Genomic DNA, 22,350 nt, shown 5'->3' on the forward strand with positions numbered 1-22,350 from the left:
CGGGGCTCAAGGTTAAAGCGTGGAGCTGGGCGCGCATGCCGCGCCCCCTACTCCGCCGTGCGCCATTCTTCTACGTAGTTTTACAGGCGTCTGCATTATGCCGCAGGCAAGGCTAGTCCGGGCAAGGTGCAGCAACTTGCACATGGGGCCGACGTGGACATCTCGCTTCAGAATAACATCTTGGAGCTTGTCGCCAAAGGCGCCGATCTTGCCTCGGCCACCGATCGACTATGCCGCGAGGTGGAAGTGCGCCTGCCCGATGTTCGCGCCATGGTGCTTCGGGTCGACCTTGCCGGGCGGCTTCATCCGGTTGCCGGTCCGAGCCTGCCGGAAAGCTATCTTGAGGCAATCGACGGCATGATGATCGGGCCCAAAATCGGATCGTGCGGTTCGGCGGCCTATCTCGGCGAGCCGGTGGCCAGTACGGATATCGAGACCGACCCCAATTGGGCCAAATATCTCACCCTCACCCGCCCGCTGGAAATGCGTGCCTGCTGGTCGAACCCGATCAAGAATGCGCGCGACGAGGTGACCGGCATCGTCGCGTTCTATTATCGCGTGCCACGCGGTCCCACGCCGATGGAGCGCCGGATCATCCGGGTGTGCCTGCACCTGTGCGCGATTGCGATCGAACAGGACATCTGGCGCGCCAAGCAGGTCCGCCGCGCCCAGCTCGACGGCCTCACCGGCCTGCCGAACCGCTCGGCCTTCACCACCTCGCTCAGCGACCTCGATTGCAGCGAACCGGGAGCCTGGGGACTGATCCTCGTCGATCTCGACAATCTCAAGATCGTCAACGACACGTTCGGCCACGTCGCGGGCGATGCGCTGATCATTCACGCAGCGCGCCGCCTTTCCGAAGCGGCCGCCCCGGACCGCGCCTATCGCCTGGGCGGCGACGAGTTCGCGGTGCTGGTGCAGAGCCCGGCATCCCTCGCCGACCCGGCCGAAGCCGCGCGGACGCTGCTGGATGCGCTTGCCCAGCCGATCGAGGATGGCGAGCGCAACGTCGTGCCCCGCGCAACCGCCGGCGGCGCGCTGGTCGGCGAAGACGAAACCGCCGAGCAGGTGCGGCTCAATGCCGATCTTGCGCTCTACCATGCCAAGGAGACCGCGCGCGGCACCTTCGTCCGCTATGTGCCGGGCATCGCCACCCGCATGGCGCGGCGGCTGGATGCGATCCACGCGGTGGAGCGCGCGCTGGCCGAGGATCGGCTGCTCCCGCATTATCAGCCCTTGTTCGACCTCAAGACCGGCGAGATCCTCGGCTTCGAGGCGCTGTGCCGGATGCGCACCGAGGATCGCATCGTCTCCGCTGCCGAATTCTTCGAGGCGACCACCGATGGCAAGGTCGCCGGTGCGATCACCGCGCGCATGCTCGAACGCGTCGCCGCCGATCTGCGGCATTGGTGCGACCTCGGCATCGCGCCGCCGCATATCGGCATGAACTTCTCGTCGAGCGATTTCCACGGCGCGCGGCTGCGCGAGATGATCCCCGAGACGCTGGCCCGGTACGGCGTACCGCTGCACCATCTGACGCTCGAGATCACCGAGACCGTATATCTCGGCCAGGGCGACAGCGTCGTGGCCGATACGCTGCGCTGGTTCCGCGCCCAGGGGCTGCTGGTCGCGCTGGACGATTTCGGCACCGGCTATGCTTCGCTCACCCATCTGCTGACGATGCCGGTGGACTTCATCAAGATCGACAAGAGCTTCACCGACCAGCTGCTCCAGAACAGCGCGAGCCGCGCGATCGTCGAGGGCGTGCTGCACATCGCGCAGGAACTGGACATGCGGGTGATCGCCGAAGGGGTCGAGACCGAGCTGCAGGCCGAGCGGCTGCGCAGCATCGGTTGTGCCTATGGTCAGGGGCATCTCTTCTCGCCCGCTGTCGGCGTCGAGCGCGCGACCGAGATCCTGCGCGCCGCGAAGATCCCAGCGCTGCCGCCGAGCCGGGGCGCTGTTGGACCGGGACCGGATGCCGCGGTGCTGCACTAGGATCGGCGAACGCGACTGCACAAAAAATGGGCCGGAGGATTGCGCCTCCGACCCAGTGCTTTCCTCCCCAGGAAAGTCAGAAGCGGGTGCGCAGCGTGAGGCCGTAGGTGCGCGGCTCGGCGAGATAGGCCGAGAAGAGCTGGCGGCCGCCGGGATATTGGGGATCGGTGAACGGCGCGGTGGCGGCGCCTTCCTGGAAGGGCGAATTGAACACCACCTGCGTGTAGTTCTGATTGAAGATATTCTGCGCCCAGAACTCGATCGCCCAGCGCTCGTCCTTGCCGCGGATGCCGATGCGGCCGTTGAACAGCGCATAGCCGTCCTGGATCTTCTGCGGGAACAGATCGGAACCGGTGTTGTAGTCGCTGGTCATGCGGGTGTCGAAATAGATCAGGCCGCTAAGGCCCGAATTGCCGAGCGGCGGGGTCCAGGCGACCGAGGCGGTGCTGACGATCTCGGGCGCGTTGGACAGCTGCTGGCCGGGCAGCCGCCGCAAGGCCTGGTCGAGCGGCCCACCGGCATCGTTGCCGACCAGCTGGTTGCGGTAATGCGTGTCCGCATAGGTGAAGCCCAGCCCGACGCGGAAATCGCGTGCCGGGACGATCGAGGCTTCGAGCTCGACGCCCTGCGACACCACGCCGTAGCTGACGTTGGAGGACGAGCACACCCCGGTGGTCGACGCCGCAGCGTTGAAGTTGCTTGCGGTGCTGAACTTGCTCTGGTCGCGATCGCCGCCGCCCAGGCTCGCCGTGCAGCCGTTGATGTTCTGCACCAGGAAGACGGTGCCGTTGAACGTGTTGAGCTGGAAGTTCTTGAACTGCTGGCGGAAGACCGAGAGGTTCAGGCTGAACTTCCGGGTGGAGTATTTCAGACCGACTTCGAAGGCGTTGTTGGTCTCCGGCGCGAACTGAAGATTGCTTACCAACGCCTGCGCGCCGCCCACCGCGGCGAAGGGTAGGATCGGCACCTTGAGCGCCGACTTGTCGAGGTTGAACCCGCCCGCTTTGTAGCCGCGCGAATAGCTGCCGTAGAGCAGCAGGTCGTCGGTCGGCTTGTAGGAGAGGATCGCGGTGCCGGTGAACTGGTCCTCCTTGCGCGTGTCGTGGATCGACGCGCCGTTGAGTTCGGCGGTGGAATTGCCCTGGCACGACAGGCCGAGGATGCCATCGATCGTCGCGGTGAGCGAGGCAACCGAGCGGAGCGGCAACAGCGAGGTCTGGTTGGCGACGCAGGCGGTGTTGTCGTTGCCGAAGGTGGCGTTCAGGCGCTTGCGCTCATTGGTGTAGCGCAGGCCCAGTGTCAGGTCCAAGCCCTTGGTGACGTGGAAGATATTGTGGGTGAACAGCGCCCAGTTGCGGCTGTTCTGCTTGAAATAGTCGCGCGTCGTCCCGCGATCGTTGATCCCGTCCAGACGATCGAACGCCGCATAGATCAGCGGGCTTGCGGCGCCGAACAGCGCCGGCCGCGCGGCAAGACAGCCCGCCGCCGCCGGGTTGTACAGCGCGGCAAGTGCGCTCCCCGACACGATGCGGCAGGTGGCGAAGCGTCCATATTGGGTGCCGAAGCGGAGATTGTCGACGAGCGTCAGATCCTCATTGGCGAAATAGCCGCCGACCAGCCAGTCGAGCTTCTCGTTGAACGCGGTGCCGTTGAGGCGGAGTTCCTGGCTGAGCGTCTCGAACGCGCGCGAGGAGTCCGCATTCGGTGCGCGGTACAGCAGGTCGACCGCGCTGTAATCGGTATCGGCGCCCTGGCTGGAGAAATAATTGCGATAGCCGGTAATCGAGGTGAGCTTTACGTTGCCGAGATTCCAGTCGAGCTGGACCGAGCCGCCCCAATCCTCGGTGATGCCGCCATAGCTGCGGCCCTGCGAGACATAGAGGTTCCGGCTATAGGGATTGCTGAACGCCGCCATCGGTTGACCGAGATCGCGCAGAACCCGCACGATATTGTTCGCCGTTGGGCTGTTGAGGTTGCCTATATAGGGGTTGATCGAGGAGTCGACATAGACGGCACCGCAGCATTCTTCGTTGCGATGGGTATAGTCGCCGATCACACGGATCTGGATGTCGCTGGTCGGCTCGAACAACAGCTGGCCGCGCAGGAAATAGCGGTCGCGATTGTTGACGTCGCGATTGTTGGTGACGTCGTGGTAGAAGCCGTCGCGCTTCATGTAGACGCCGTCCAGCCGGCCTGCGAGCGTGCTGCTGAGCGGCACGTTGACGAAGCCCTGCATCCGGAGCGCGTTGTAATTGCCATAGGTCGCCTCGGCGCCGGCCGAGAAGGTCGATTCCGGCTTCTTGGAGACGATGTTGATGATGCCGGCCGAGGCGTTGCGGCCGAACAGCGTGCCCTGCGGCCCGCGCAGCACCTCGATCCGCTCGAGATCGCCCAGTTCGCTGAGGCCGATGCCCGAGCGTGAGCGGTAGACGCCGTCGATGAAGACCGCGACCGAGCTTTCCAGGCCGGGATTGTCGCCGACCGTACCGATCCCTCGAATACGTGCCGAGCCATTGGCCTCGCTGCCGGTCGACGAGACCAACAGCGACGGGGCAACCTGGTTGAGCGCGCGAATATCGTTGGCGCCGGTCTGCTGCAGGGTCTCGGCACTGACCGCCGAGACCGCGAGCGGCACATCGGCCAGCGCCTGGGCACGGCCCTGCGCGGTGACGATGATCTCGTTATCGGACTGTGTCGATCGCCCTGCGGCGTCCTGCTGGTCCTGGGGTGTTTCCTGCGCGAGCGCGGGCGCTGCGAGCGCCATGACGAGTGCCGGCACTGCACAGGCCGACATAAGGCGTAGCCGCATATCTTTCCTCTCCACCGAGGTTGGAGCTGTGTTTCCGCTCCATACCCGAACCTCGAATACACGCCTTGTCGCCAGCGCCGTCAAGCAAAACTAAAGTTGCAAAATGCCACTTGAATGCAATCGTTGCGGAGAAAGCACAGTGTTGCCCAACCGAAATGGCGATGCGGTGGCATGTGTCCCGTCCCAAGCGCGGTAAGGCGTTGGTGGGTCTCGCACTTCCCAATTGCGACGGTCAAACGTAGCGCGGGTCCGGCAATTGGGGTACGCTGTTCCTCCTCTGGGGAGGGGCCATATGCAGTTTCATCACCGCGCCGTGCCGATCGTGCTTGCCGCCGTCCTGATCGATTCGATCGGCTTCGGCGTCATCCTTCCGGTGCTTCCGAAGCTGATCGTCACGCTGTCGCACACCAGCCTCGACGATGCCGCGCGGATCGGCGGCTGGATGTTGGTGGCGTTCGCCGTCGCGCAATTCGTCGCCGGGCCGGTCCTCGGGTCGCTGGGGGACAGCATCGGCCGGCGACCGGTGCTGCTCGCCTCGATGGCCGCCTTCGCGATCGACTATCTGCTGATGGCAGCGGCGCCGACCATCGGCTGGCTGTTCGTCGGCCGCATCGTCGCCGGGATCACCGGCGCGGTCTACGGCCCGGCCAACGCGGTGCTGGCCGACGTCACCCCGCCGGAGAAGCGCGGCGCGACTTTCGGCATGATGGGCGCGGCGTTCGGGATCGGCTTCATCCTCGGCCCGGCGATCGGCGGCCTGCTCGCCAGTCTGGGCCCGCGCGCGCCGTTCATCGCCGCGGCGGTGCTCGCCGGGCTCAACGCGCTGTGGATCCTGTTCCTGCTGCCCGAGACGATGGCGCCCGAGCGCCGCCGTCCCTTCCGCCTGCGCGACGCCCATGTCTTCGCCGCCTTCCGGCCGCTGTTCGAGGCGGGCAATGCCAAGCCGCTGCTGCTTGCCGCCTTTCTCTGGCAGCTGGCACATATGGTCTACCCGGCGACCTGGGCGTTCTTCGGGGAGATCGCGCTGGGCTGGGACGAGCGGATGATCGGTGCCTCGCTTGCCGCATCGGGCATCTGCATGGCGTTGGTCCAGAGCTTCGTCACCGGACGCGCGATCGCCGCCTGGGGTGAGGAGCGGACGGTCGTGCTCGGCATGCTCGCCGGCGGCCTCGCCTTTCTCGGCTATTGCTTCGCGCGGGAGACCTGGATGGTATTCGCGATCATCCCCTTTGCCGCCTTCCAGGGGCTGGCCTTCCCGTCGATCAATGCCCTGCTCTCGCGGCTGACCGACCCTTCGCACCAGGGCGCACTGCAGGGCGGGATGGCGGCGCTCGGCAGCGTTGCGCTGATCCTCGGCCCGCTGCTGCTGAGCCAGGCATTGGCCTTCGGGTCGGAGCGCGGCTTCCAGGGCGGCAACTTCGTCGTGGCGGCGGTGCTCGCCCTGAGCGCGCTGCTGCTGATCGAATGGAAGGTCGTGCCCCGCGTCCAGCGGGCGCCCGCCGAATAGCACACGACAAATTGCGACACTTTGACGGGAGCGATGACAAACCCGTGCGACACGCGACCGCGAAACAAAGCATGTGCCGGGGGCCCGCCCCTCGCCCCCGGCACCCCCTTTCTTTCCAGGAGTTTCGCATGCTGAAACGTCTCACTTTCGCCGCGCTCGGAGCCTCGCTGCTCGCCGGCTCGGCCTTCGCTTCGCAGGCAACGCCGCAGGAGGGCCCCCGCGGCCCCCGCGACCCGCTCGGCATGGCGGACCAGAACAAGGACGGCGTCGTCACCCGCGACGAAATGCTCGCCAGCGTCGCCGCGCGGTTCAACGCGATGGACGTCAATCACGACGGCAAGGTCACGCCGGAAGAGCGCGAGGCCTATACGGCACAGCAGCGCGCGCGGATGGGTGGTCGCATGGCGCCCAAGAAAGACCTCACCCTCGCCGACGAGCAGGCCCGCGCTGTCCGCATGTTCGACCGAATCGATACCAACCATGACGGCAAGATCGACGCCGCCGAGCGCCAGGCCGCGGCGCAGCAGATGATGCAGATGCGCCGCGGCGGCGGTGGCGGCTGGCGCGGCCGCCAGGGTCCGCCCGCCGGCGACACGCCTCCCCCTCCTCCGGCCGACGGCAACTGACGCCAGCCGGAGCAGCCGGGCGGGAGGCCGCGGGCATTGCTGATCCTGTCCCCGTCGGGATCAGAAGCGCTTCCCCGGCGCTTCACTGCGAAGCTCTGCGGATCTCCTCCCTCCCGCCCGGCCCTTTCCCCCGCTGCCAAAGGCGCTAGTCTGTTGACCATGTCCGAGGTTCCCCACCTGTTGCTCGTCGATGACGAGCGCTCGATCCGCGAGCCGCTCGCGCAATATCTGACCAAGCAGGGCTTCCGCGTCACCCAGGCCGGCGATGCGGAGAGCGCACGGGCGCGGCTCAACGCCTATGCGATCGACCTGGTGGTGCTCGACATCATGATGCCCGGCGAAGACGGGCTGAGCCTGTGCCGCCACATTCGCGAGACCAGCGAAACGCCGGTCATCCTGCTCACCGCGCGCAGCGAGGAGACCGACCGGATCGTCGGGCTGGAAATGGGCGCCGACGATTATGTCGTGAAGCCGTTCAGCCCGCGCGAGCTCTCCGCCCGGATCAAGGTCGTGCTGCGCCGCTGGTCGGCGGGCGGGGCCAAGCAGCATGCGCCGGAGACCGGCTCCTTCGCCTTTGCCGGCTGGGTGCTGCGCACCGGCGAGCGCACCCTGGTCGATCGCGAGGGCGTGTCGGTGCCGCTGTCCACCGGCGAGTACAACCTGCTCCACGCATTGGTCACCCGGCCGCGCCAGGTGCTGACCCGCGACCAGCTGCTCGACCTCACCCAGGGCCGCGAGGCGGCGGCATTCGATCGCGCGATCGACAACCAGGTGAGCCGCTTGCGCAAGAAGATCGAGCCCGACGCCAAGAACCCCACGATCATCAAGACCGTGTGGGGCGGCGGCTATACGCTGGCGGCCGAGGTCACCCGACTTTGAGGCGGTTCCTGCCCACCAGCCTGATTGCGCGGATTGCGTTGCTCGTCGCGGCGGCACTGTTCGTCGCGCAGGCGATCAATTTCGGGCTGCTGCTCCATGAGCGGCAAAAGGCGCGGTTCGCGCTGGTGATCGCGCCGGCGACCACGCGGCTTGCCGATGCGGCCGAGCGTCTGCTCGTCCTCCAGCGTGAGACGCCGCGCCAGCCGGGTGCTGCGAAGAACCGCTTCCTCTCCGATCCGCGCACCCATGTTCGGCTGCACGCCGAGAACCCGTTCGCCGGCGAGACCGATCGGCGGCGGCCGGATGTCGAGCGCGACCTTCGCCGCGGGCTGGAGGACGCGGGGCTGCATGCCGGGGCGATCATGGCGGCTCTGCGCCCGGTGAACCCGCAGCGCCTGCTCGACCCCAAGATCGATCCGCTGCGTGCCGAGCGGCTGCGGCGGATGGGCGCGGAGATGCTGGTCGCGGTGGAATTGCCCGGCAAGGGCTGGCTCACCCTCGCGACGCCGTGGCCGCGCACCGAGTTCGACCTGATCTGGCAGCTCGCTGCGCAGACGCTGATCCTCTACGTCGTCGTGCTGGTGCCGGTGCTGCTGGTCGGCGGGCGGATCGCGCGGCCGCTGCGCACCCTCACCGATGCCGCGCGGACCTTCCGCCCCGGCGACGACACCGCGCCGATCCGCGAGCGCGGCCCCAGCGACGTCCGTGCGCTGATCGCTGCCTACAACGCGCTCGGTCGGCGCGTCACCTCGATGCTCGACGAGAAGGATCGGATGCTCGGTGCGATCGGGCACGATCTGCGCACGCCGCTCCAGGCGCTGCGGGTCCGGATCGAGTCGGTCGAGGACGACGACGATCGCGGGCGGATGGCGGATACGATCGACGAGATGAGCCGCACGCTCGACGACATCCTGTCACTGGCCCGGCTCGGCCGTCCGAGCGAGCCCAACACCGATGTCGATCTCGGCGCGCTGGTCGATGCGGTAGTCGAGGATTTCCGCGATCTCGACCATGACGTGACCTTCGAGGAGCCCGAGCGGCTCAAAATGCGGCTGCGGCCGACGCTGATGCGCCGCGCGGTGCGCAATCTGATCGAGAATGCGGTCAAATATGGCGATGGCGCCGAGGTGCGGCTGATCCCCGAGACCGAGCGGGTGACGATCGAGGTGTGCGACCGCGGGCCTGGCATCCCCGAAGACAAGCTCGAGGCGGTGTTCAATCCATTCACGCGGCTGGAGCAGTCCCGCAACCGGGACACCGGCGGGATCGGTCTCGGGCTGGCGCTTGCGCGGGCGATCGTCAACGATGCCGGTGGGGCGATCGCGCTGGGGAACCGCGACGGTGGCGGGCTGACCGCGACGATCACGCTGCCGCGGTGACCCAAGTCTAAGTCCCTCCCTGAAGGGGAGGTACTTAAAGCGAAGAACAAGAAGGGCCGCGCTCCCATCGGAAGCGCGGCCCTTTTTTCTACCGACGAACCGTCAGGCTATCAGCCGACGATTTCTTCCGGCTTGAAGAAGAAGGCGATCTCGATCGCGGCATTCTCTTCCGAGTCCGAACCATGGACCGAATTGGCTTCGATCGACTCGGCCAGTTCCTTGCGGATCGTGCCGGGCTCGGCGTTCGCCGGATTGGTCGCGCCCATGATGTCGCGGTTGCGCTGCACGGCGTTCTCGCCCTCGAGCACCTGCACGACGACCGGGCCCGAAATCATGAACGAGACGAGGTCGTTGAAGAAGGGGCGCTCCTTGTGGACGCCGTAGAAGCCTTCGGCCTGCTCGCGGGTCATCTGGATGCGCTTGGAAGCGACGACGCGCAGGCCTGCCTCTTCCAGCATCTTGGTGACGGCGCCGGTGATGTTGCGGCGGGTTGCATCGGGCTTGATGATCGAAAAGGTCCGGGTCGCGGCCATGGCCGTGCGGCTCCTGTAATTGGTGATGGAAGGAAGTGGCGGCTCCCTAGTCCCGCCGCGTCTTCAATGCAAGCTCAGGCGACTTGCGCCCAGCGGCCGTTTTCGTCCTGCCGCCAATAGCGGCGCTCGACGTCCTCGCGTTCTCCCAGCGCGCGCCACGCCACGCGTGCCGCGCCGATGCTTTCCTCGTCAAACAGGTGGAATGCTCGCTCGAACGCCAGCGCTTCGTCGCGCCAGAGGCCGTCCACCAGCGCGACGTTGCGGGCCCCGTTCGCGGGTGCGACCGTCTCCGCGATCAACGCCGGCTGCTCCGCATCCCATTCGCCGCCGGCCTGCGCATGCGGCAGGAAGCTCGACGCGTTGTAGGCCCATAGCAGCTGGTCGATACGCGTACGGAGTGCCGGATCCTCGGCGACGATCAGCAGCCGCCCGCCGCTGCCGAGTATCTTTTCGGCGATCGATGGCAGCACGCGGTCCAGCGGCGCCAAGGTAAGGTGATAGAAATCGACCTGCATGCGGGGTCCCTTAGCCCGGATGTGCGTTTGGGCCAACGCGCCTCCCGTTGCGGAGCCGCAATCGCTGCGATAGGGCACGTGAATGCCCGTTGCCGGGGAGTGTCGACAAAGGTGGGAGTTTTCGTGAAGCGCAAGGCCATGTTCTTTCCGGCCGCGCTCGGTCTGTGCCTCTCGGCCCAGGCACGTGCCCAGCAAGCCCCCGAATCGCGCCCGCTTTCCAGCGACACGGTGCCGGCCGCCAATTTGCAGGATCGTCCGGTCGAACCGGCCCCGCCCTCGCCCACGGCGTTGCCCGAGGATCCGAACCAGGTCCAGTTCACTGCCGATCAGCTCGATTACGACATGAACAGCGACGTCGTCACCGCAAGCGGCGACGTGCGCATGTACCGGGAGAGCAACCGCCTCCGCGCCGACAAGGTCACCTGGGATCGCCGCACCGGCAAGGTGATGGCGATGGGCAATATCGTCATTGCAAATCCGCAGGGCGATGCCGCCTATGGCGACAGCATCGAGCTGACCGATACGCTGAAGGACGGCGTGGTCGACAACATGCTGGTGGTGCTGGAGGCGGGAGGGCGCATCGCCGCCGCCCGCGGTTCGCGCAACGACGGCGGGGTGATCACCGTCGAGAACGCGGCCTATACCCCCTGCTCCGTCAGCGACAGCTCCGGCTGCCCCAAGGAGCCGTCCTGGAAGATCACCGCCGACCGCGTGGTGTATGATCCCGCCAAGCATCGCTTGCGCTACAAGGGTGCGCGCATCTCGGTCTTCGGGATCGCCTCGATTCCGTTGCCGGCCTTCTCGCATCCGGCCGGCGGCCAGAGCGATTCCGGCTTCCTGACGCCCGACGCGCGCTACAGCAGCACCAACGGCTTGCAGCTCGCGGTGCCTTATTTCTTCAGCTTCGCCCCCAATCGCGATCTGACCGTGACGCCGCGCGTCTTCAGCGATGCGTTGCCGATGATGCAGGTCGACTATCGCGAGCTCAACAGCCTCGGCTCGTTCCGCCTTCAGGCCTACGGCACCTACAGCCGGCGCGCCGACGACCTCACCGTCGCGCCTACGCCGGCGACGCTGCAGAACGACTTTCGGGGCTATATCGATCTGGTTGGTCGCTACCAGCTCGACCCGAACTGGAGCGTCAGCGCGTCCTTGCGCGTCGCCAGCGACCGCACGTTCCTGCGCCGCTACGACATCTCGCGAGACGATCGTCTCCGCAACAATGTCTCGATCGAGCGTATCGATCCGGACAGCTATTTCGTAATCAACGCCTGGGCGGTGCAGACGCTGCGTGCGGGCGATCGCCAGGGACTGCAGCCGATCGCGCTGCCCGAGCTCGATTACCGTCGCCGCCTGGACGACGGGCTGCTCGGCGGGAAGTTCGATCTGGAGGTGAACACGCTCGCGCTTACACGCACCGGCGGACAGGACACGCAGCGCGCGTTCACCAGCGCACAATGGAGCCTGCGCCGCCTGACCGACTGGGGCCAGGAGGTGACCTTCACCGCCTATAGCCGCGGCGACGTCTACAACACGACTGACACCTCCGCGACCACGGTGGTCAACTATCGTGGGCTCGAAGGCTTCCGTTTCCGCGGCATCGCGGCCGCGGCCGTGGATGTGAAATGGGCGTTCGTCGGCGATTTTCTCGGCGGTTCGCAGCGGATCACGCCGCGCGTCCAGGTGGTCGCCGCGCCGCACCTCGCCAACATGGACGTGCCCAACGAGGATGCGCGTGCCGTCGACCTCGAGGATTCAAATCTCTTCGCGCTCAACCGCTTCCCCGGCTATGACCGGTTCGAGGATTCGACCCGCTTCACCTACGGCCTCGATTACGCGCTGTATCTGCCGGGCTTCAGCGTCGAGACGAATATCGGTCAGAGCTATCGGCTGACGGATCGCCCGACCTTGCTGCCGGATGGTACCGGGCTGAACGATCGGATGTCCGACATCGTCGGCCGCACGGTGATCCGCTTCCACGATTTCTTCAGCCTCACCCACCGCTATCGTCTCGACAAGGACGGGCTGGCGGTGCGCCGCAACGAAATCGACATGTCCCTCGGTTCGCGCGCGACCTATGTGACGGTCGGCTATCTGCGGCTCAACCGCAATGTCGACCCGACGCTGGAGGATCTGCAGGATCGCGAGGAACTGCGCCTCGGCGCACGCGTGCAGTTCGCGCGCTTCTGGTCGCTGTCGGGCTCGACGCTGATCGACCTCACCGACAAGGACGAAGATCCGCAGTCGCTGGCGAACGGCTTCCAGCCGATCCGCCACCGCATCGGGCTGTTCTACGAGGACGACTGCCTGCGCATCGGCACCACCTGGCGGCGTGACTATGCCACCACCGGCGACGCCGTGCGCGGCAACTCCTATCTGCTCACCCTCGCCTTCAAGAACCTCGGCCGCTAGAAGACCCGGTCTGGGGGATTCGGCGCTAAGCCTTGGTTCAGGCACAATTGCGCTATAAGCGCTGCTTCCCGTTCGAGGATAAGGGTCGTTCTGAAGTGATGATGGGTGTGGGCAGGATTGCGGGAACGGGTGCGAAGTTGCTGACGGGCGCGGGGCTTGCTGCCCTGGCGACGATGGCGATCGCCCAGACCTCCGCGGGGCAGGACGGCGTGAACAACGGGCTGGATCTGCCCAGCACGCTGGAAATCTTCGGCAAGGCCGACCCGAACGTCCGCAAGCCCACCGCGATCGTCAACGACTATGTGATCACCGGCACCGAGGTCGACCAGCGCGTCGCGCTCGTCACCGGCATGCAGAAGCTGACCCTGAAGCCCGAGGAGCGCGAGCAGCTCAAGCTCGCCATGCTCCGCCAGCTGATCGACGAGACGCTGGAGATCCAGGAGGCCAAGGCCAACGAGATCAAGGTCGACGCGCGCGAGATCGAAAGCAGCTTCAGCCGCGTCGCGACGCGCTTCCAGAAAACGCCCGACCAGATGCGGGCCTGGCTGCGCGAGATCGGCTCGTCCGAACGCTCGATCAAGCGCCAGATCGAGGCCGAGCTCGCCTGGAGCCGGCTGCTGCGCAAGCGCGTCAACGTGAATGTCGGCGAGAACGAAGTGAAGGCGATGATCGATCGCCTCACTGCCCAGAAGGGGACCGACGAATATCACGTCTACGAGATCTACCAGAACGCCACGCCCGATCGCGCCGAGGAAGTTTCCGGCGGCATGAAGAAGATGATCGAGCAGATGCGCTCGGGCACACCGTTTGACTATCTCGCCCGCACCTATTCGCAGAGCTCGACCCGCGCGCGCGGCGGCGATCTCGGCTGGATCCAGCCGGCGATGCTGCCCGAGCAGCTCGCCCAGGCGGTGCAGGAAATGCAGCCGGGCCAGGTCGCCGGACCGATCCCGCTCTCGGCGGGCTTCTCGATCGTGTATCTGGCGGACAAGCACAAAGTCGGCATCTCCGATCCGCGCGACGCCAAGCTGAGCCTCCGCCAGCTGTCGCTCGCCTTCGCCAAGGGCACCACCGAGGCCCAGGCCAGCACCCGCGCCGCCGCGTTCGCCAAGGCGACCCAGGCCATTCGCGGCTGCGGCGATGTCAGCAAGGTGGCCGCGGCCGAGGGCGCTGAAGTGGTCGATCGTGACAATATCGTCATAAAGGATCTGCCGCCCGCGCTGCAGAACCTGATCCTGCCGCTCCAGGTCGGCCAGTCGACCCAGCCGTTCGGGTCGGTCGAGGACGGCGTGCGCGTCTTGGTGATCTGCGGCCGCGACGATCCGCCCGCCGCCAACACCCCGTCGGTGGAGCAGGTGCAGGAGCAGCTGGAGGACCAGCGCGTCAACCTGCGCGCCGAGCGCATGCTGCGTGACCTGCGCCGCGACGCGCTGATCGAATATCGCTGACGTGACGGCGGGAGGCACCCCCCTGCCTCCGCTCGCCGTCGCCATGGGCGACTCGGCGGGGATCGGGCCGGAAATCACTGCCAAGGCGTGGGAAGCGCGCGAGGCCGAGTGCCTTTCGCCCTTCTTTGCCGTGGGCGATCCCGTAGCGGTGCGTGCCGTGTGGGCCGGGCCGATCGCGCCGATCTCCGATCCCCGCGAGGCGCCTGGCGTGTTCGGCGAGGCGCTGCCCGTGCTGCCGATTGGCGATACCGGTCCGGTGGTGCCCGGCGCGCCTTCGCTCGGCACGGCGCATATCGCGCTCCAGTCGCTGGAGGTCGCGACCGGCCTGGCCAGCGCCGGTGCCGCCGGTGCCCTCGTGACGGGGCCCGTCTCCAAGTCCCAGCTCTACGCCATCGGTTTCTCGCATCCCGGTCAGACCGAGTTCGTCGCCGAACGCTGCGGCATCACCGCCGACAACGCCGTGATGATGCTCGCCGGGCCGACGCTGCGCGTCGTCCCGATCACCGTTCATGTGCCGCTGGCGCGGGTGCCCTCCCTGATCAGCGTCGACCTGATCGTCGCCAAGGCGCGTGTCACCGCGCGCGGACTGCAGCGCAATTTCGGCATCGCCACGCCCCGCCTCGCCTTTGCGGGGCTCAACCCGCATGCGGGCGAAGGTGGCGCGATCGGGCGCGAGGAAATCGACATACTGGCACCGGCAATCGAACAGCTCCGTGCCGAGGGGATCGATGCGAGCGGCCCGTACGCCGCCGACACGCTGTTCCACGCGCGTGCCCGCGCCGGCTATGACGCGGCGCTATGCCTCTATCACGATCAGGCGCTGATCCCGATTAAGACGCTCCATTTCGACGACGGCGTCAACATGACGCTGGGGCTGCCGATCGTGCGCACCTCGCCCGACCATGGTACTGCCTTCGGCATCGCCGGGCAGAATGTCGCGCATCCCGGCGCAATGATCGCGGCGATCCGCATGGCGACCAGCGCCGCACGCCATCGGGCTGACGCCGCCGCGTGACTACCCTTCCCCCGCTCCGCGACGTCATCACGAAATATGGACTGAGCGCCAGCAAGGCGCTGGGCCAGAATTTCCTGTTCGACGGCCAACTGCTCGGCCGCATCGCCAAGGTCCCCGGTGACATGGCCGGTGCCGAAGTGTTCGAGGTCGGCCCTGGCCCCGGCGGTCTCACCCGCGCGCTGCTCCAGGCGGGCGCCAGCGTGACCGCGGTGGAGCGTGATCGGCGCTGCATTCCCGCGCTGGAGGAGCTGGGCGGCTATTTCCCGGACAAGCTCCGCGTGATCGAGGGCGATGCGCTCGAAGTCGATGCGCCGTCGCTGTTCGCGGGCAAGCCGCACATCGTCGCCAACCTGCCCTATAATGTCGGCACTGCGCTGCTGGTCGGCTGGCTGTCGGCCGAGTGGGAGCCCTGGTGGGCCAGCCTGACGCTGATGTTCCAGAAGGAAGTCGCCGAGCGCATCGTCGCCCAGGCGGGGACCGAGCATTATGGCCGCCTTGCCGTGCTCGCCCAGTGGCGGAGCACGCCGCGGATCGCGATGAACGTCCATCGCTCGGCCTTCACCCCGCCGCCCAAGGTGATGTCGGCGGTGGTGCATATCGTGCCGGGCGAGGCGCCCGAAGGCGTGCAGCTCCGCGTTTTGGAGGCAGTTACGGCCGCCGCGTTCGGCCAGCGCCGCAAGATGCTGCGCCAGAGCCTCAAGTCGGTACCCGGCGCGCTGGCAGCACTGGACACGCTCGGCATCGACGCGAGCCGCCGGGCCGAGACGGTAAGCGTCGCCGAGTTCATCGCGATCGCGCGGGAACTCGTCCGGGCCTAGTCTCCGGCCGAACGGAACAAGCGCAGCACCGGTACCAGCGAGGCGTGATCGTCGGTCCAGCCGGTAAAGCCAGGCTGGGCGACAAGCGGACGCCACTCGCCATCGCGTGCCTTCAACGCCGCCAGCGCCCGCGGCGAGCGGCTGAGCGCGATCCAGTCCGACACCGCGCCTTCGTCCTGCCGCTCAAGCGCGCTCGGTACATGAACGAGCCGCAGCCCCAGCCAGCCGCCGGTCTTGGCGGCCCCGGCCACTACCGGCCCCAAGGCCAGGAAGCGGTTGGAGATGTGGACGAGCAGCAGCCCCTCTGGCGCCAGCACGCGCCCATAGGTGGCGAAGGCCTCAGCGGTCATCAGGTGCATCGGCACCGCGTCCGACGAGAAGGCGTCGAGCGCGAGCAGGTCAAGGCTGGTCGGTTGCAGCTCGCTCAGCCGCAGCCGCGCGTCGCCAATCAGGATCTGCGCCTGCGGGGCGCAAAGCCGGAGGAAGCTGAACTTGCCGGAGTCGCGGGCGAGATGCACCACTGCCGGGTCGATCTCGAAGAAGCGCCAGGACTGGGTCGGTCGCGCATAGCAGGCCAGCGTGCCGGTACCGAGTCCGACGACGCCGATGCGGGCATTCGGCCCGTAGAGCGCGGGTGCGGCGAGCATCGCCTGCCCCACGCCAGAGCCCGCCTGGTAATAGGTTGTCGGCCGCGTCGCGCGCGCACCTTTAAGCTGCACACCGTGCACCGTAGTGCCGTGCGCGAGGCGCCGCTGGTCGGGCTGGTCGCTCACCGTGTAGACACCGAAATAGCTGCGGGTCCGCGCGCCGCTGAGCGACGTCTCGATCGCGGTATAGCCGCCGAAGAGGAACAGCCCGCCCGCCAGCGCGACGGCGAAGGGCCAGCGCGCGCCGATCGTCACCAGCCCGATCACCGCCACCGCGACGAAGCCGAGCTGGATCTGGATCGGGGCCAGCAGCTGCACGTGCAGCGCGACAATCACGATCGCCACCACCGCGGCGCTCAGCGCCAGCCCGACGGGCAAGCGATAGCGGCTCGCCCAGAGCCGCGCGAACGCGCCGGTCAGCGCGCGCTGCGGGATCAGCAGCCCGGCGGCGAGGATCAGCAGCGGATATTCATAGGTCCAGTCGAACAGCACCGGCGCCAGCAGCCCGGCGAACACCCCGCCCAACGCCCCGCCCACCGCCATGGCAAGGTAGAAACCGGTCAGCCGTTCGGGCGGCGGCCGCAGCGCATAGAGGCGGGCATGGCAGGCCACCGCCACCGCGAACAGCAACACCAGGCCGATCAGGGCGTTGAAATAGGCGAGCCGCGAATCCCCCGCCACCAGCGTCGCGCCGAACAGCAGCAGGACCAGCGGCACGCAGCGTTCGAGCAGGTCGTCGAGTAGCGCCGAGCTGCGGAAGGCGACGGGGAAGCTCAGCAGGTACAGCCCGAGCGGCAGCACCCAGAGCAGCGGCACCGCAACGATATCGGTGGTGAGGAAGGTCGTCGTCGCCAGCATCAGCCCCGAGGGCACCAGCGCGAGCACGATCCAGCGCGCCCAGTCGCGCGCCACGGTGGCGGGGCGATCGGTGCGCGGCGCGGGCAGCGCCTCGCTTTTGGGCAGGCGGCTCGCGCAGGCGAGTACCAGCAGCGCCACCAGCGCATAGCCGATCGTCCACAGCCAGCTCTGGCTGCGCAGCCGCAGCAGCGGCTCGACCAGCAGCGGATAGGCGAGCAGGCCGCCGAAGCTGCCGATGTTCGAGGCGGCATAAAGCGCATAGGGGTCGCGCCCATGGCTCGCCACCGCATACCAGCGCTGGAGCAACGGCGCCTGGGCGGAAATGGCGAGGAACAGCGGTCCGATCGCTGCGACGAGCAGCCACGGCACCCACAACGCGGGTTCGGCCCCCGCCGGGACCTGCATCGTTCCCAGCCCGATCGGCAGCCATAGCGCCGCAAAGGCGAGGACGCCGAGATGCACGCCCGCCTGGGTGCGCACCCGGAACCGCCCCAGCCAATGCGCATAGCCATAGCCGACCAGCAGCAGCGCCTGGTAGACGAGCATCGCCGAGTTCCACACGGCAGGAGCCCCCCCCAGCCGTGGCAGTGCCATCCGCGCGACCATCGGCTGGATCAGGAACAGCAGAAACGATCCGCCGAGAATGGCCGCGACGAACCATCCGCGGCGGGCGCCGTCGGCTTGCGCGTACGGCTGCGTCACGGACGCGCGATGCGATAGGTTCGGTGGCGCCGCAGCTCGGGAATGGCGGCGGGGTGGTCGAAATCGGCATCGAGCGCGCGCCGCATGCCGAGCCGCTCCATCAGCCCCCAGCTGCGCACATTCTCTTCCACCGTGATCGCGGCGATGCTGGGTACGTCGAGATGCTGCCAGCCCCAGGCGAGGCTCGCCCGCGCCGCTTCGCCGGCATAGCCCTGCCCCCAATGCTCCACGGCGAGCCGCCAGCCGATCTCGACCTCGCCTTCGATCGGGGTACCGGCAGCACCCGGCTTCAGCCCGCAAAAGCCGAGGAAGCGGCCGTCCTCCCGCCGCTCGATCGCCCAGAAGCAGTGGCCATGGCTGGCGAGAAAGCCGATCTGCCGGTCGATGCCCGCATCGCTCTCGACGCGCGACTGCACCGGGCCGATAAAGGCCATGACGCGCGGATCGGTGCACATCGCATGGAACGGCGCGCGGTCGGCATCGGTCCAGCCACGCAGCAGGAGTCGTTCGGTCTCGATCATGGTCGGGGGATGGCGAAGGCAACGCTGGGGCGCAAGCGATGCCCGGCGGGATGCACCGGATGCTCGAAATCGGCGAACCACGCCATGCCGAGCCGCGCCATCAGCGCCTGGCTCGGCAGGTTGGAGGCCGAGGTGATCGCAACCACGCGGGGCTCGGCGCGGTGCGCCCAGGCCCAGTCGAGACTGGCCGCGGCGGCTTCACGCGCATAGCCCTTGCCCCAATGGGGGCGCGCGAACATCCAGCCGATTTCGAGCTCGCCCGCGATCGGCGTATCCGGCGCACCGGGCTTCAGCCCGCAAAAGCCGAGCACCGCGCCGTCCTCCCGCCGCTTGACGACCTGGAAACCCAGCCCACGGCTAGGGCCATAGCCGAGATGCCGGACGATCGTCGCCCGGCTATGCGCGGGGGTCTTCACCGGCCCGAGGTCGCGCATCACCTCCGGATCGCTCCACATGGCGTGGAGCGCCTCGAAGTCGCGCGGCTCCGGCGGCCGCAGCAGCAGCCGCGCCGTCTCGATCACGCGCCGAGCAGCCGTGCCGCCAGAGGCGCGTGATAGGTGAGAACGCCCGAACATCCTGCCCGCTTGAACGCCATCAACGTCTCCAGCACCAATGCCTCGCGATCGCCTGCGCCTACGGCGGCAGCAGCCTCGATCATGGCATATTCGCCGGAGACCTGATAGGCGAATACAGGCACTTCGAAGGCGCTCTTCACGCGCGTGACGATGTCGAGATACGGCAGGCCGGGCTTGACCATGACGCTGTCCGCGCCCTCGGCGAGGTCGAGCGCCACTTCGCGCAGCGCTTCCTCGGCATTGGCGGGGTCCATCTGATAGGTCTTCTTGTCGCCCTTGAGCAGCCCGCTGCTGCCGACCGCGTCGCGGAACGGACCGTAGAACGCGCTCGCATATTTGGCGGCATAGGCCATGATCTGCACGTTGACCTGGCCGTCGCCTTCCAGCGCCGCGCGGATCTGGCCGACGCGGCCGTCCATCATGTCGCTCGGAGCAACAATGTCTGCACCCGCCTGCGCCTGGACCAGCGCCTGCTCGACGAGCACTGCGGAGGTTTCGTCGTTGAGGACATAGCCGGCGGCGTCGACGATGCCGTCATGGCCGTGGCTGGTATAGGGATCGAGCGCGACATCGGTCAGCACGCCGACCTCGGGCACCGCATCCTTGATCGCGCGGATCGCGCGGCACATCAGATTGTCCGGATTGACCGCCTCGCGCCCGTCTTCGGTGCGCAGGGCGTGCGGCGTGTTGGGGAACAGCGCCAGGCACGGGATGCCGAGGTCTCGCGCCTCGCGCGCACGGTTGACGATGCCGGCCAAGCTCCAACGCGAGACGCCGGGGAGCGCCGCGATCGGCTCCTCTTCCGTACCTTCGGTCACGAACACCGGCCAGATCAGGTCGGCGGGGGTGAGCACGGTTTCGGCATGGAGGCGACGGCTCCAGGCCGAAGCCCGGGAGCGGCGGAGGCGAAGCGCGGGATAGTGGCTCATGCGGGGTCAGATGCGCCTTGATTGCGTGCGTTGCAAGCGTCGCCGAGCGCCGCCGCGCCGAGGGTAAGGATCGACGTCGCATGCCGCTGTGCGACCTCCAGCGCATCGCTGCCATAGCCGCCGCCCAGCGTGCTGGCAAAGGGAATGCCGCGTCGCCGCAGCGTCTCCGCCACCCACCGATCGCGGGCGACGAGCCCCTCCCCGCTTAGTCCCAGTCGCCCGAGCCGATCGTCCGCGAACGGATCGACGCCGGCCTGGTACAGCACCAGGTCGGGATCGAACTGCGCGAGCAGCGGCAGCAGCGTCGCCTCCAGCGTTTCGAGATAGGCGGTGTCCCCCGTCCCGTCGGCGAGGCCGACGTCGAGCGTGGAGCGCGCCTTGCGGACCGGGAAATTCTTCTCTGCATGGATCGAATAGGTGGCGATGTCTGATCGCCCGGCGGTGAGCGCCGCGGTGCCGTCCCCCTGGTGCACGTCGCAATCGACGATCAGCACGCGGGCGGCATGGCCCTCCTCGGTCAGGCGCACCGCGGCGATGGCAAGATCGTTGAACACGCAATAGCCGGCACCTGTATCGGCCAGCGCATGGTGGCTGCCGCCCGCGCTGTTCGCCGCAAAGCCCTCGACCTGCGCGATCCGCGCGGCGAGGAAGGTGCCGCCGGGCACCCGCTCCGATCGACGCGCGACTGCGGGGGTGACGGGAAAGCCGATCCGCCGCGTCTTGTGCGGCGGCACGCGCGCCTCCAGCACTTCGGCGACATAATCGGGGTCATGCACCGCCTCCAGCCAGCGTCCGGGCATCGACTCGGGTGCGTGCCAGGTGACGCGGGCGCCCTCCGCCTGGAGCAGGTCGCGGACCAGGCCGTTCTTGTTCCAGAGATAGGCGCTGCCTGCCGGCGCCGGCGCAACATAATCGGGGTGGTGGACGACGGGGATCACGCCGCCAATCTAGGAAGCGGCGGCGGCGTGCGAAAGACGACCCTTCCGTCAGGTCCCGCGGCGCTCTAGGAAAGCGGCATGACCGATCCCGCTTCGCTCCCCTATCGCCCCTGCGCCGGCGTGATGTTGCTCAACCGCGACGGCCGCGTGTTCGTCGGCCAGCGGCTCGATTCGACGTTGGAGGCCTGGCAGATGCCGCAGGGCGGAATCGATCCGGGCGAGGACGCGCTCGAAGCCGCGTTCCGCGAGCTCTGGGAAGAGACCGGCGTCGCCCGCCACCATGCCGAACTCATCGCCGAGGCGCCCGAAGAGCTGCAGTACGACCTGCCCGATGACCTAATCGGCAAGGTGTGGAAGGGCAAATGGCGCGGGCAGCGCCAGCGCTGGTTTCTGCTGCGCTTCCTCGGCGAAGACGGCGACATCAACATCGCGACCGCGCACCCGGAGTTCCGCGCCTGGCGCTGGTCCGAACCGGCCGAGCTTCCCGAACTGATCGTGCCGTTCAAGCGCGCGCTTTATGCCCGGCTATTGGAGCTGTTCGCCCCGCATCTCGGCTGAGCGCTCAAGCCCGGCGCCGGGCCGGCATCACCGCGAAGGACAAGCCGGTGATCGTGCCCAGCACGACGCCTGAGACGATGCCGCCGATCAGGCCGCGGATGGCGATCTCGAGGCTGCCCGGTTCGGCGCTGCCGACCGAGGCGGCGACATAGATGCACGGCAGCGCAGCACCCCAGCCGATCGCGCTCACTGCGACCCACCAGTGCACCTGGCCGGCGGCACGGTATAGCACCACCGCCTGCGCAGCGCCGAACAGCACGCCGAGCCCGAGCCCGAAGCCGGCCGCGGCGATCGCAGTCTGGAACAGCGTGTCCACCGGCGGCAGCAGCGGATCACCATCGAGCGGCGGAAACACCGCGTACCAGGCGCCGATCGACCAGACGAGGATGCCGACCAGCGTCGTTGCCCCCACCCAGGCGCGCAGGTTGAGCGCGGGAAACTGCCGACGCAGCGCCCAGCCCTGCAGCAGGCCGAGCGTCAGCCCCTGGATCAGGCCGCTCAGCGCCTTGGCGAAAAAGACGATCCATTCCGCCGTTGCCCCGACCGGCACCGGATCATATCGATCGACGGTGACCCACCACAAGGCCGCCGCGCCGATGCCGAGCAACTCGCCCGCCGCGCACGCCTCGATCCAGCGGGTGAAGCCATCCTCTTCCTGCACGTCGCCATCCTTCGGGGCTTGC

Annotated in this window: 19 protein-coding genes; 10 read left to right on the forward strand and 9 right to left on the reverse strand. The window is 67.7% G+C overall.

Annotation, left to right across the window (positions count from 1 at the left end; all coding sequences use genetic code 11):
- Window positions 1–153 precede the first annotated feature (153 nt).
- Window positions 154–1,998: a putative bifunctional diguanylate cyclase/phosphodiesterase gene (locus ACTJKY_RS14125; protein ID WP_440846758.1), complete on the forward strand. Its 1,845-nt coding sequence runs from the start codon at window positions 154–156 to the stop codon at window positions 1,996–1,998.
- Window positions 1,999–2,074: 76 nt separating this feature from the next.
- On the opposite strand, the gene ACTJKY_RS14130 is transcribed toward ACTJKY_RS14125, so the two are convergent.
- Window positions 2,075–4,807, reverse strand: a complete 2,733-nt coding sequence (locus ACTJKY_RS14130; protein WP_440846759.1) for a TonB-dependent receptor — start codon at window positions 4,805–4,807, stop codon at window positions 2,075–2,077.
- A gap of 292 nt (window positions 4,808–5,099) precedes the next feature.
- On the opposite strand from ACTJKY_RS14130, the gene ACTJKY_RS14135 reads away from it, so the two are divergent.
- The 4 genes from ACTJKY_RS14135 (at window position 5,100) to ACTJKY_RS14150 (ending at window position 9,198) form a co-directional block, all read left to right on the forward strand.
- Window positions 5,100–6,314 (forward strand): TCR/Tet family MFS transporter, encoded by a 1,215-nt coding sequence (locus ACTJKY_RS14135; protein WP_440846760.1) that lies wholly within the window; start codon window positions 5,100–5,102, stop codon window positions 6,312–6,314.
- 128 nt (window positions 6,315–6,442) lie between these two features.
- Window positions 6,443–6,940 carry an EF-hand domain-containing protein gene (locus ACTJKY_RS14140; protein WP_440846761.1) on the forward strand — a complete coding sequence of 166 codons (498 nt, stop codon included), beginning with the start codon at window positions 6,443–6,445 and terminating at the stop codon, window positions 6,938–6,940.
- A 159-nt stretch (window positions 6,941–7,099) separates the two neighbouring features.
- Window positions 7,100–7,819 carry a response regulator gene (locus ACTJKY_RS14145; protein ID WP_440846762.1) on the forward strand — a complete coding sequence of 240 codons (720 nt, stop codon included), beginning with the start codon at window positions 7,100–7,102 and terminating at the stop codon, window positions 7,817–7,819.
- Window positions 7,816–9,198 carry a HAMP domain-containing sensor histidine kinase gene (locus ACTJKY_RS14150; RefSeq protein WP_440846763.1) on the forward strand — a complete coding sequence of 461 codons (1,383 nt, stop codon included), beginning with the start codon at window positions 7,816–7,818 and terminating at the stop codon, window positions 9,196–9,198. Before ACTJKY_RS14145 ends, ACTJKY_RS14150 begins: the two co-directional genes overlap by 4 nt.
- Before the next feature lie 110 nt (window positions 9,199–9,308).
- Here the strand turns inward: ACTJKY_RS14150 and ndk are convergent, their stop codons facing one another.
- Together ndk and ACTJKY_RS14160 are read right to left on the reverse strand one after the other, a co-directional pair.
- Window positions 9,309–9,731: a nucleoside-diphosphate kinase gene (ndk, locus tag ACTJKY_RS14155; RefSeq protein ID WP_093294983.1), complete on the reverse strand. Its 423-nt coding sequence runs from the start codon at window positions 9,729–9,731 to the stop codon at window positions 9,309–9,311.
- A gap of 74 nt (window positions 9,732–9,805) precedes the next feature.
- Window positions 9,806–10,246 (reverse strand): DNA polymerase III subunit chi, encoded by a 441-nt coding sequence (locus tag ACTJKY_RS14160; RefSeq protein ID WP_440846764.1) that lies wholly within the window; start codon window positions 10,244–10,246, stop codon window positions 9,806–9,808.
- A gap of 138 nt (window positions 10,247–10,384) precedes the next feature.
- Between ACTJKY_RS14160 and ACTJKY_RS14165 the strand changes: the two genes are divergently transcribed.
- From ACTJKY_RS14165 to rsmA, 4 genes are all read left to right on the forward strand, one after another.
- On the forward strand, window positions 10,385–12,658 hold the full coding sequence (locus tag ACTJKY_RS14165) for an LPS-assembly protein LptD (protein ID WP_440846856.1): 2,274 nt from the start codon (window positions 10,385–10,387) through the stop codon (window positions 12,656–12,658).
- Window positions 12,659–12,831: 173 nt separating this feature from the next.
- Window positions 12,832–14,106 (forward strand): foldase protein PrsA, encoded by a 1,275-nt coding sequence (locus tag ACTJKY_RS14170; RefSeq protein WP_440846765.1) that lies wholly within the window; start codon window positions 12,832–12,834, stop codon window positions 14,104–14,106.
- A 22-nt stretch (window positions 14,107–14,128) separates the two neighbouring features.
- A complete protein-coding gene (pdxA, locus tag ACTJKY_RS14175) occupies window positions 14,129–15,121 on the forward strand; it encodes a 4-hydroxythreonine-4-phosphate dehydrogenase PdxA (RefSeq protein WP_440846857.1) in 993 nt (330 codons plus the stop codon).
- On the forward strand, window positions 15,118–15,939 hold the full coding sequence (rsmA, locus tag ACTJKY_RS14180) for a 16S rRNA (adenine(1518)-N(6)/adenine(1519)-N(6))-dimethyltransferase RsmA (protein WP_440846766.1): 822 nt from the start codon (window positions 15,118–15,120) through the stop codon (window positions 15,937–15,939). Before pdxA ends, rsmA begins: the two co-directional genes overlap by 4 nt.
- Here the strand turns inward: rsmA and ACTJKY_RS14185 are convergent.
- Genes ACTJKY_RS14185 through ACTJKY_RS14205 form a run of 5 tightly spaced genes read right to left on the reverse strand, consistent with a single transcriptional unit; the run spans window position 15,936 to window position 21,109 of the window.
- Entirely contained in the window at window positions 15,936–18,146 is a 2,211-nt protein-coding gene (locus tag ACTJKY_RS14185) for a spermidine synthase (RefSeq protein WP_440846767.1), read from the reverse strand. The genes rsmA and ACTJKY_RS14185 overlap by 4 nt on opposite strands.
- Entirely contained in the window at window positions 18,143–18,667 is a 525-nt protein-coding gene (locus tag ACTJKY_RS14190) for a GNAT family N-acetyltransferase (protein WP_440846768.1), read from the reverse strand. Before ACTJKY_RS14190 ends, ACTJKY_RS14185 begins: the two co-directional genes overlap by 4 nt.
- A complete protein-coding gene (locus ACTJKY_RS14195) occupies window positions 18,664–19,188 on the reverse strand; it encodes a GNAT family N-acetyltransferase (protein ID WP_440846769.1) in 525 nt (174 codons plus the stop codon). The genes ACTJKY_RS14190 and ACTJKY_RS14195 overlap by 4 nt, the downstream gene beginning before the upstream one ends.
- Window positions 19,185–20,171 carry a porphobilinogen synthase gene (hemB, locus tag ACTJKY_RS14200; RefSeq protein ID WP_440846770.1) on the reverse strand — a complete coding sequence of 329 codons (987 nt, stop codon included), beginning with the start codon at window positions 20,169–20,171 and terminating at the stop codon, window positions 19,185–19,187. The genes ACTJKY_RS14195 and hemB overlap by 4 nt, the downstream gene beginning before the upstream one ends.
- Window positions 20,168–21,109 carry a histone deacetylase family protein gene (locus ACTJKY_RS14205; RefSeq protein ID WP_440846771.1) on the reverse strand — a complete coding sequence of 314 codons (942 nt, stop codon included), beginning with the start codon at window positions 21,107–21,109 and terminating at the stop codon, window positions 20,168–20,170. The genes hemB and ACTJKY_RS14205 overlap by 4 nt, the downstream gene beginning before the upstream one ends.
- Window positions 21,110–21,187: 78 nt before the next feature.
- On the opposite strand from ACTJKY_RS14205, the gene ACTJKY_RS14210 reads away from it, so the two are divergent.
- Entirely contained in the window at window positions 21,188–21,667 is a 480-nt protein-coding gene (locus tag ACTJKY_RS14210) for an RNA pyrophosphohydrolase (RefSeq protein ID WP_440846772.1), read from the forward strand.
- Window positions 21,668–21,671: 4 nt separating this feature from the next.
- Here the strand turns inward: ACTJKY_RS14210 and ACTJKY_RS14215 are convergent, their stop codons facing one another.
- Window positions 21,672–22,328, reverse strand: a complete 657-nt coding sequence (locus ACTJKY_RS14215) for a hypothetical protein (protein ID WP_440846773.1) — start codon at window positions 22,326–22,328, stop codon at window positions 21,672–21,674.
- Window positions 22,329–22,350 lie beyond the last annotated feature (22 nt).

Origin of the sequence: Sphingomonas sp. 22176, assembly GCF_052045505.1 — a bacterium.
GTDB lineage: Bacteria > Pseudomonadota > Alphaproteobacteria > Sphingomonadales > Sphingomonadaceae > Sphingomonas.

Coding starts and splice junctions, on each gene's coding strand:
- ACTJKY_RS14130 (WP_440846759.1), bottom strand. CDS start 4,807: ATGCGGCTACGCCTTATGTCGGCCTGTGCAGTGCCGGCACTCGTCATG.
- ACTJKY_RS14135 (WP_440846760.1), top strand. CDS start 5,100: ATGCAGTTTCATCACCGCGCCGTGCCGATCGTGCTTGCCGCCGTCCTG.
- ACTJKY_RS14140 (WP_440846761.1), top strand. CDS start 6,443: ATGCTGAAACGTCTCACTTTCGCCGCGCTCGGAGCCTCGCTGCTCGCC.
- ACTJKY_RS14145 (WP_440846762.1), top strand. CDS start 7,100: ATGTCCGAGGTTCCCCACCTGTTGCTCGTCGATGACGAGCGCTCGATC.
- ndk (WP_093294983.1), bottom strand. CDS start 9,731: ATGGCCGCGACCCGGACCTTTTCGATCATCAAGCCCGATGCAACCCGC.
- ACTJKY_RS14160 (WP_440846764.1), bottom strand. CDS start 10,246: ATGCAGGTCGATTTCTATCACCTTACCTTGGCGCCGCTGGACCGCGTG.
- ACTJKY_RS14165 (WP_440846856.1), top strand. CDS start 10,385: ATGTTCTTTCCGGCCGCGCTCGGTCTGTGCCTCTCGGCCCAGGCACGT.
- ACTJKY_RS14170 (WP_440846765.1), top strand. CDS start 12,832: ATGGCGATCGCCCAGACCTCCGCGGGGCAGGACGGCGTGAACAACGGG.
- ACTJKY_RS14190 (WP_440846768.1), bottom strand. CDS start 18,667: ATGATCGAGACCGAACGACTCCTGCTGCGTGGCTGGACCGATGCCGAC.
- hemB (WP_440846770.1), bottom strand. CDS start 20,171: ATGAGCCACTATCCCGCGCTTCGCCTCCGCCGCTCCCGGGCTTCGGCC.
- ACTJKY_RS14210 (WP_440846772.1), top strand. CDS start 21,188: ATGACCGATCCCGCTTCGCTCCCCTATCGCCCCTGCGCCGGCGTGATG.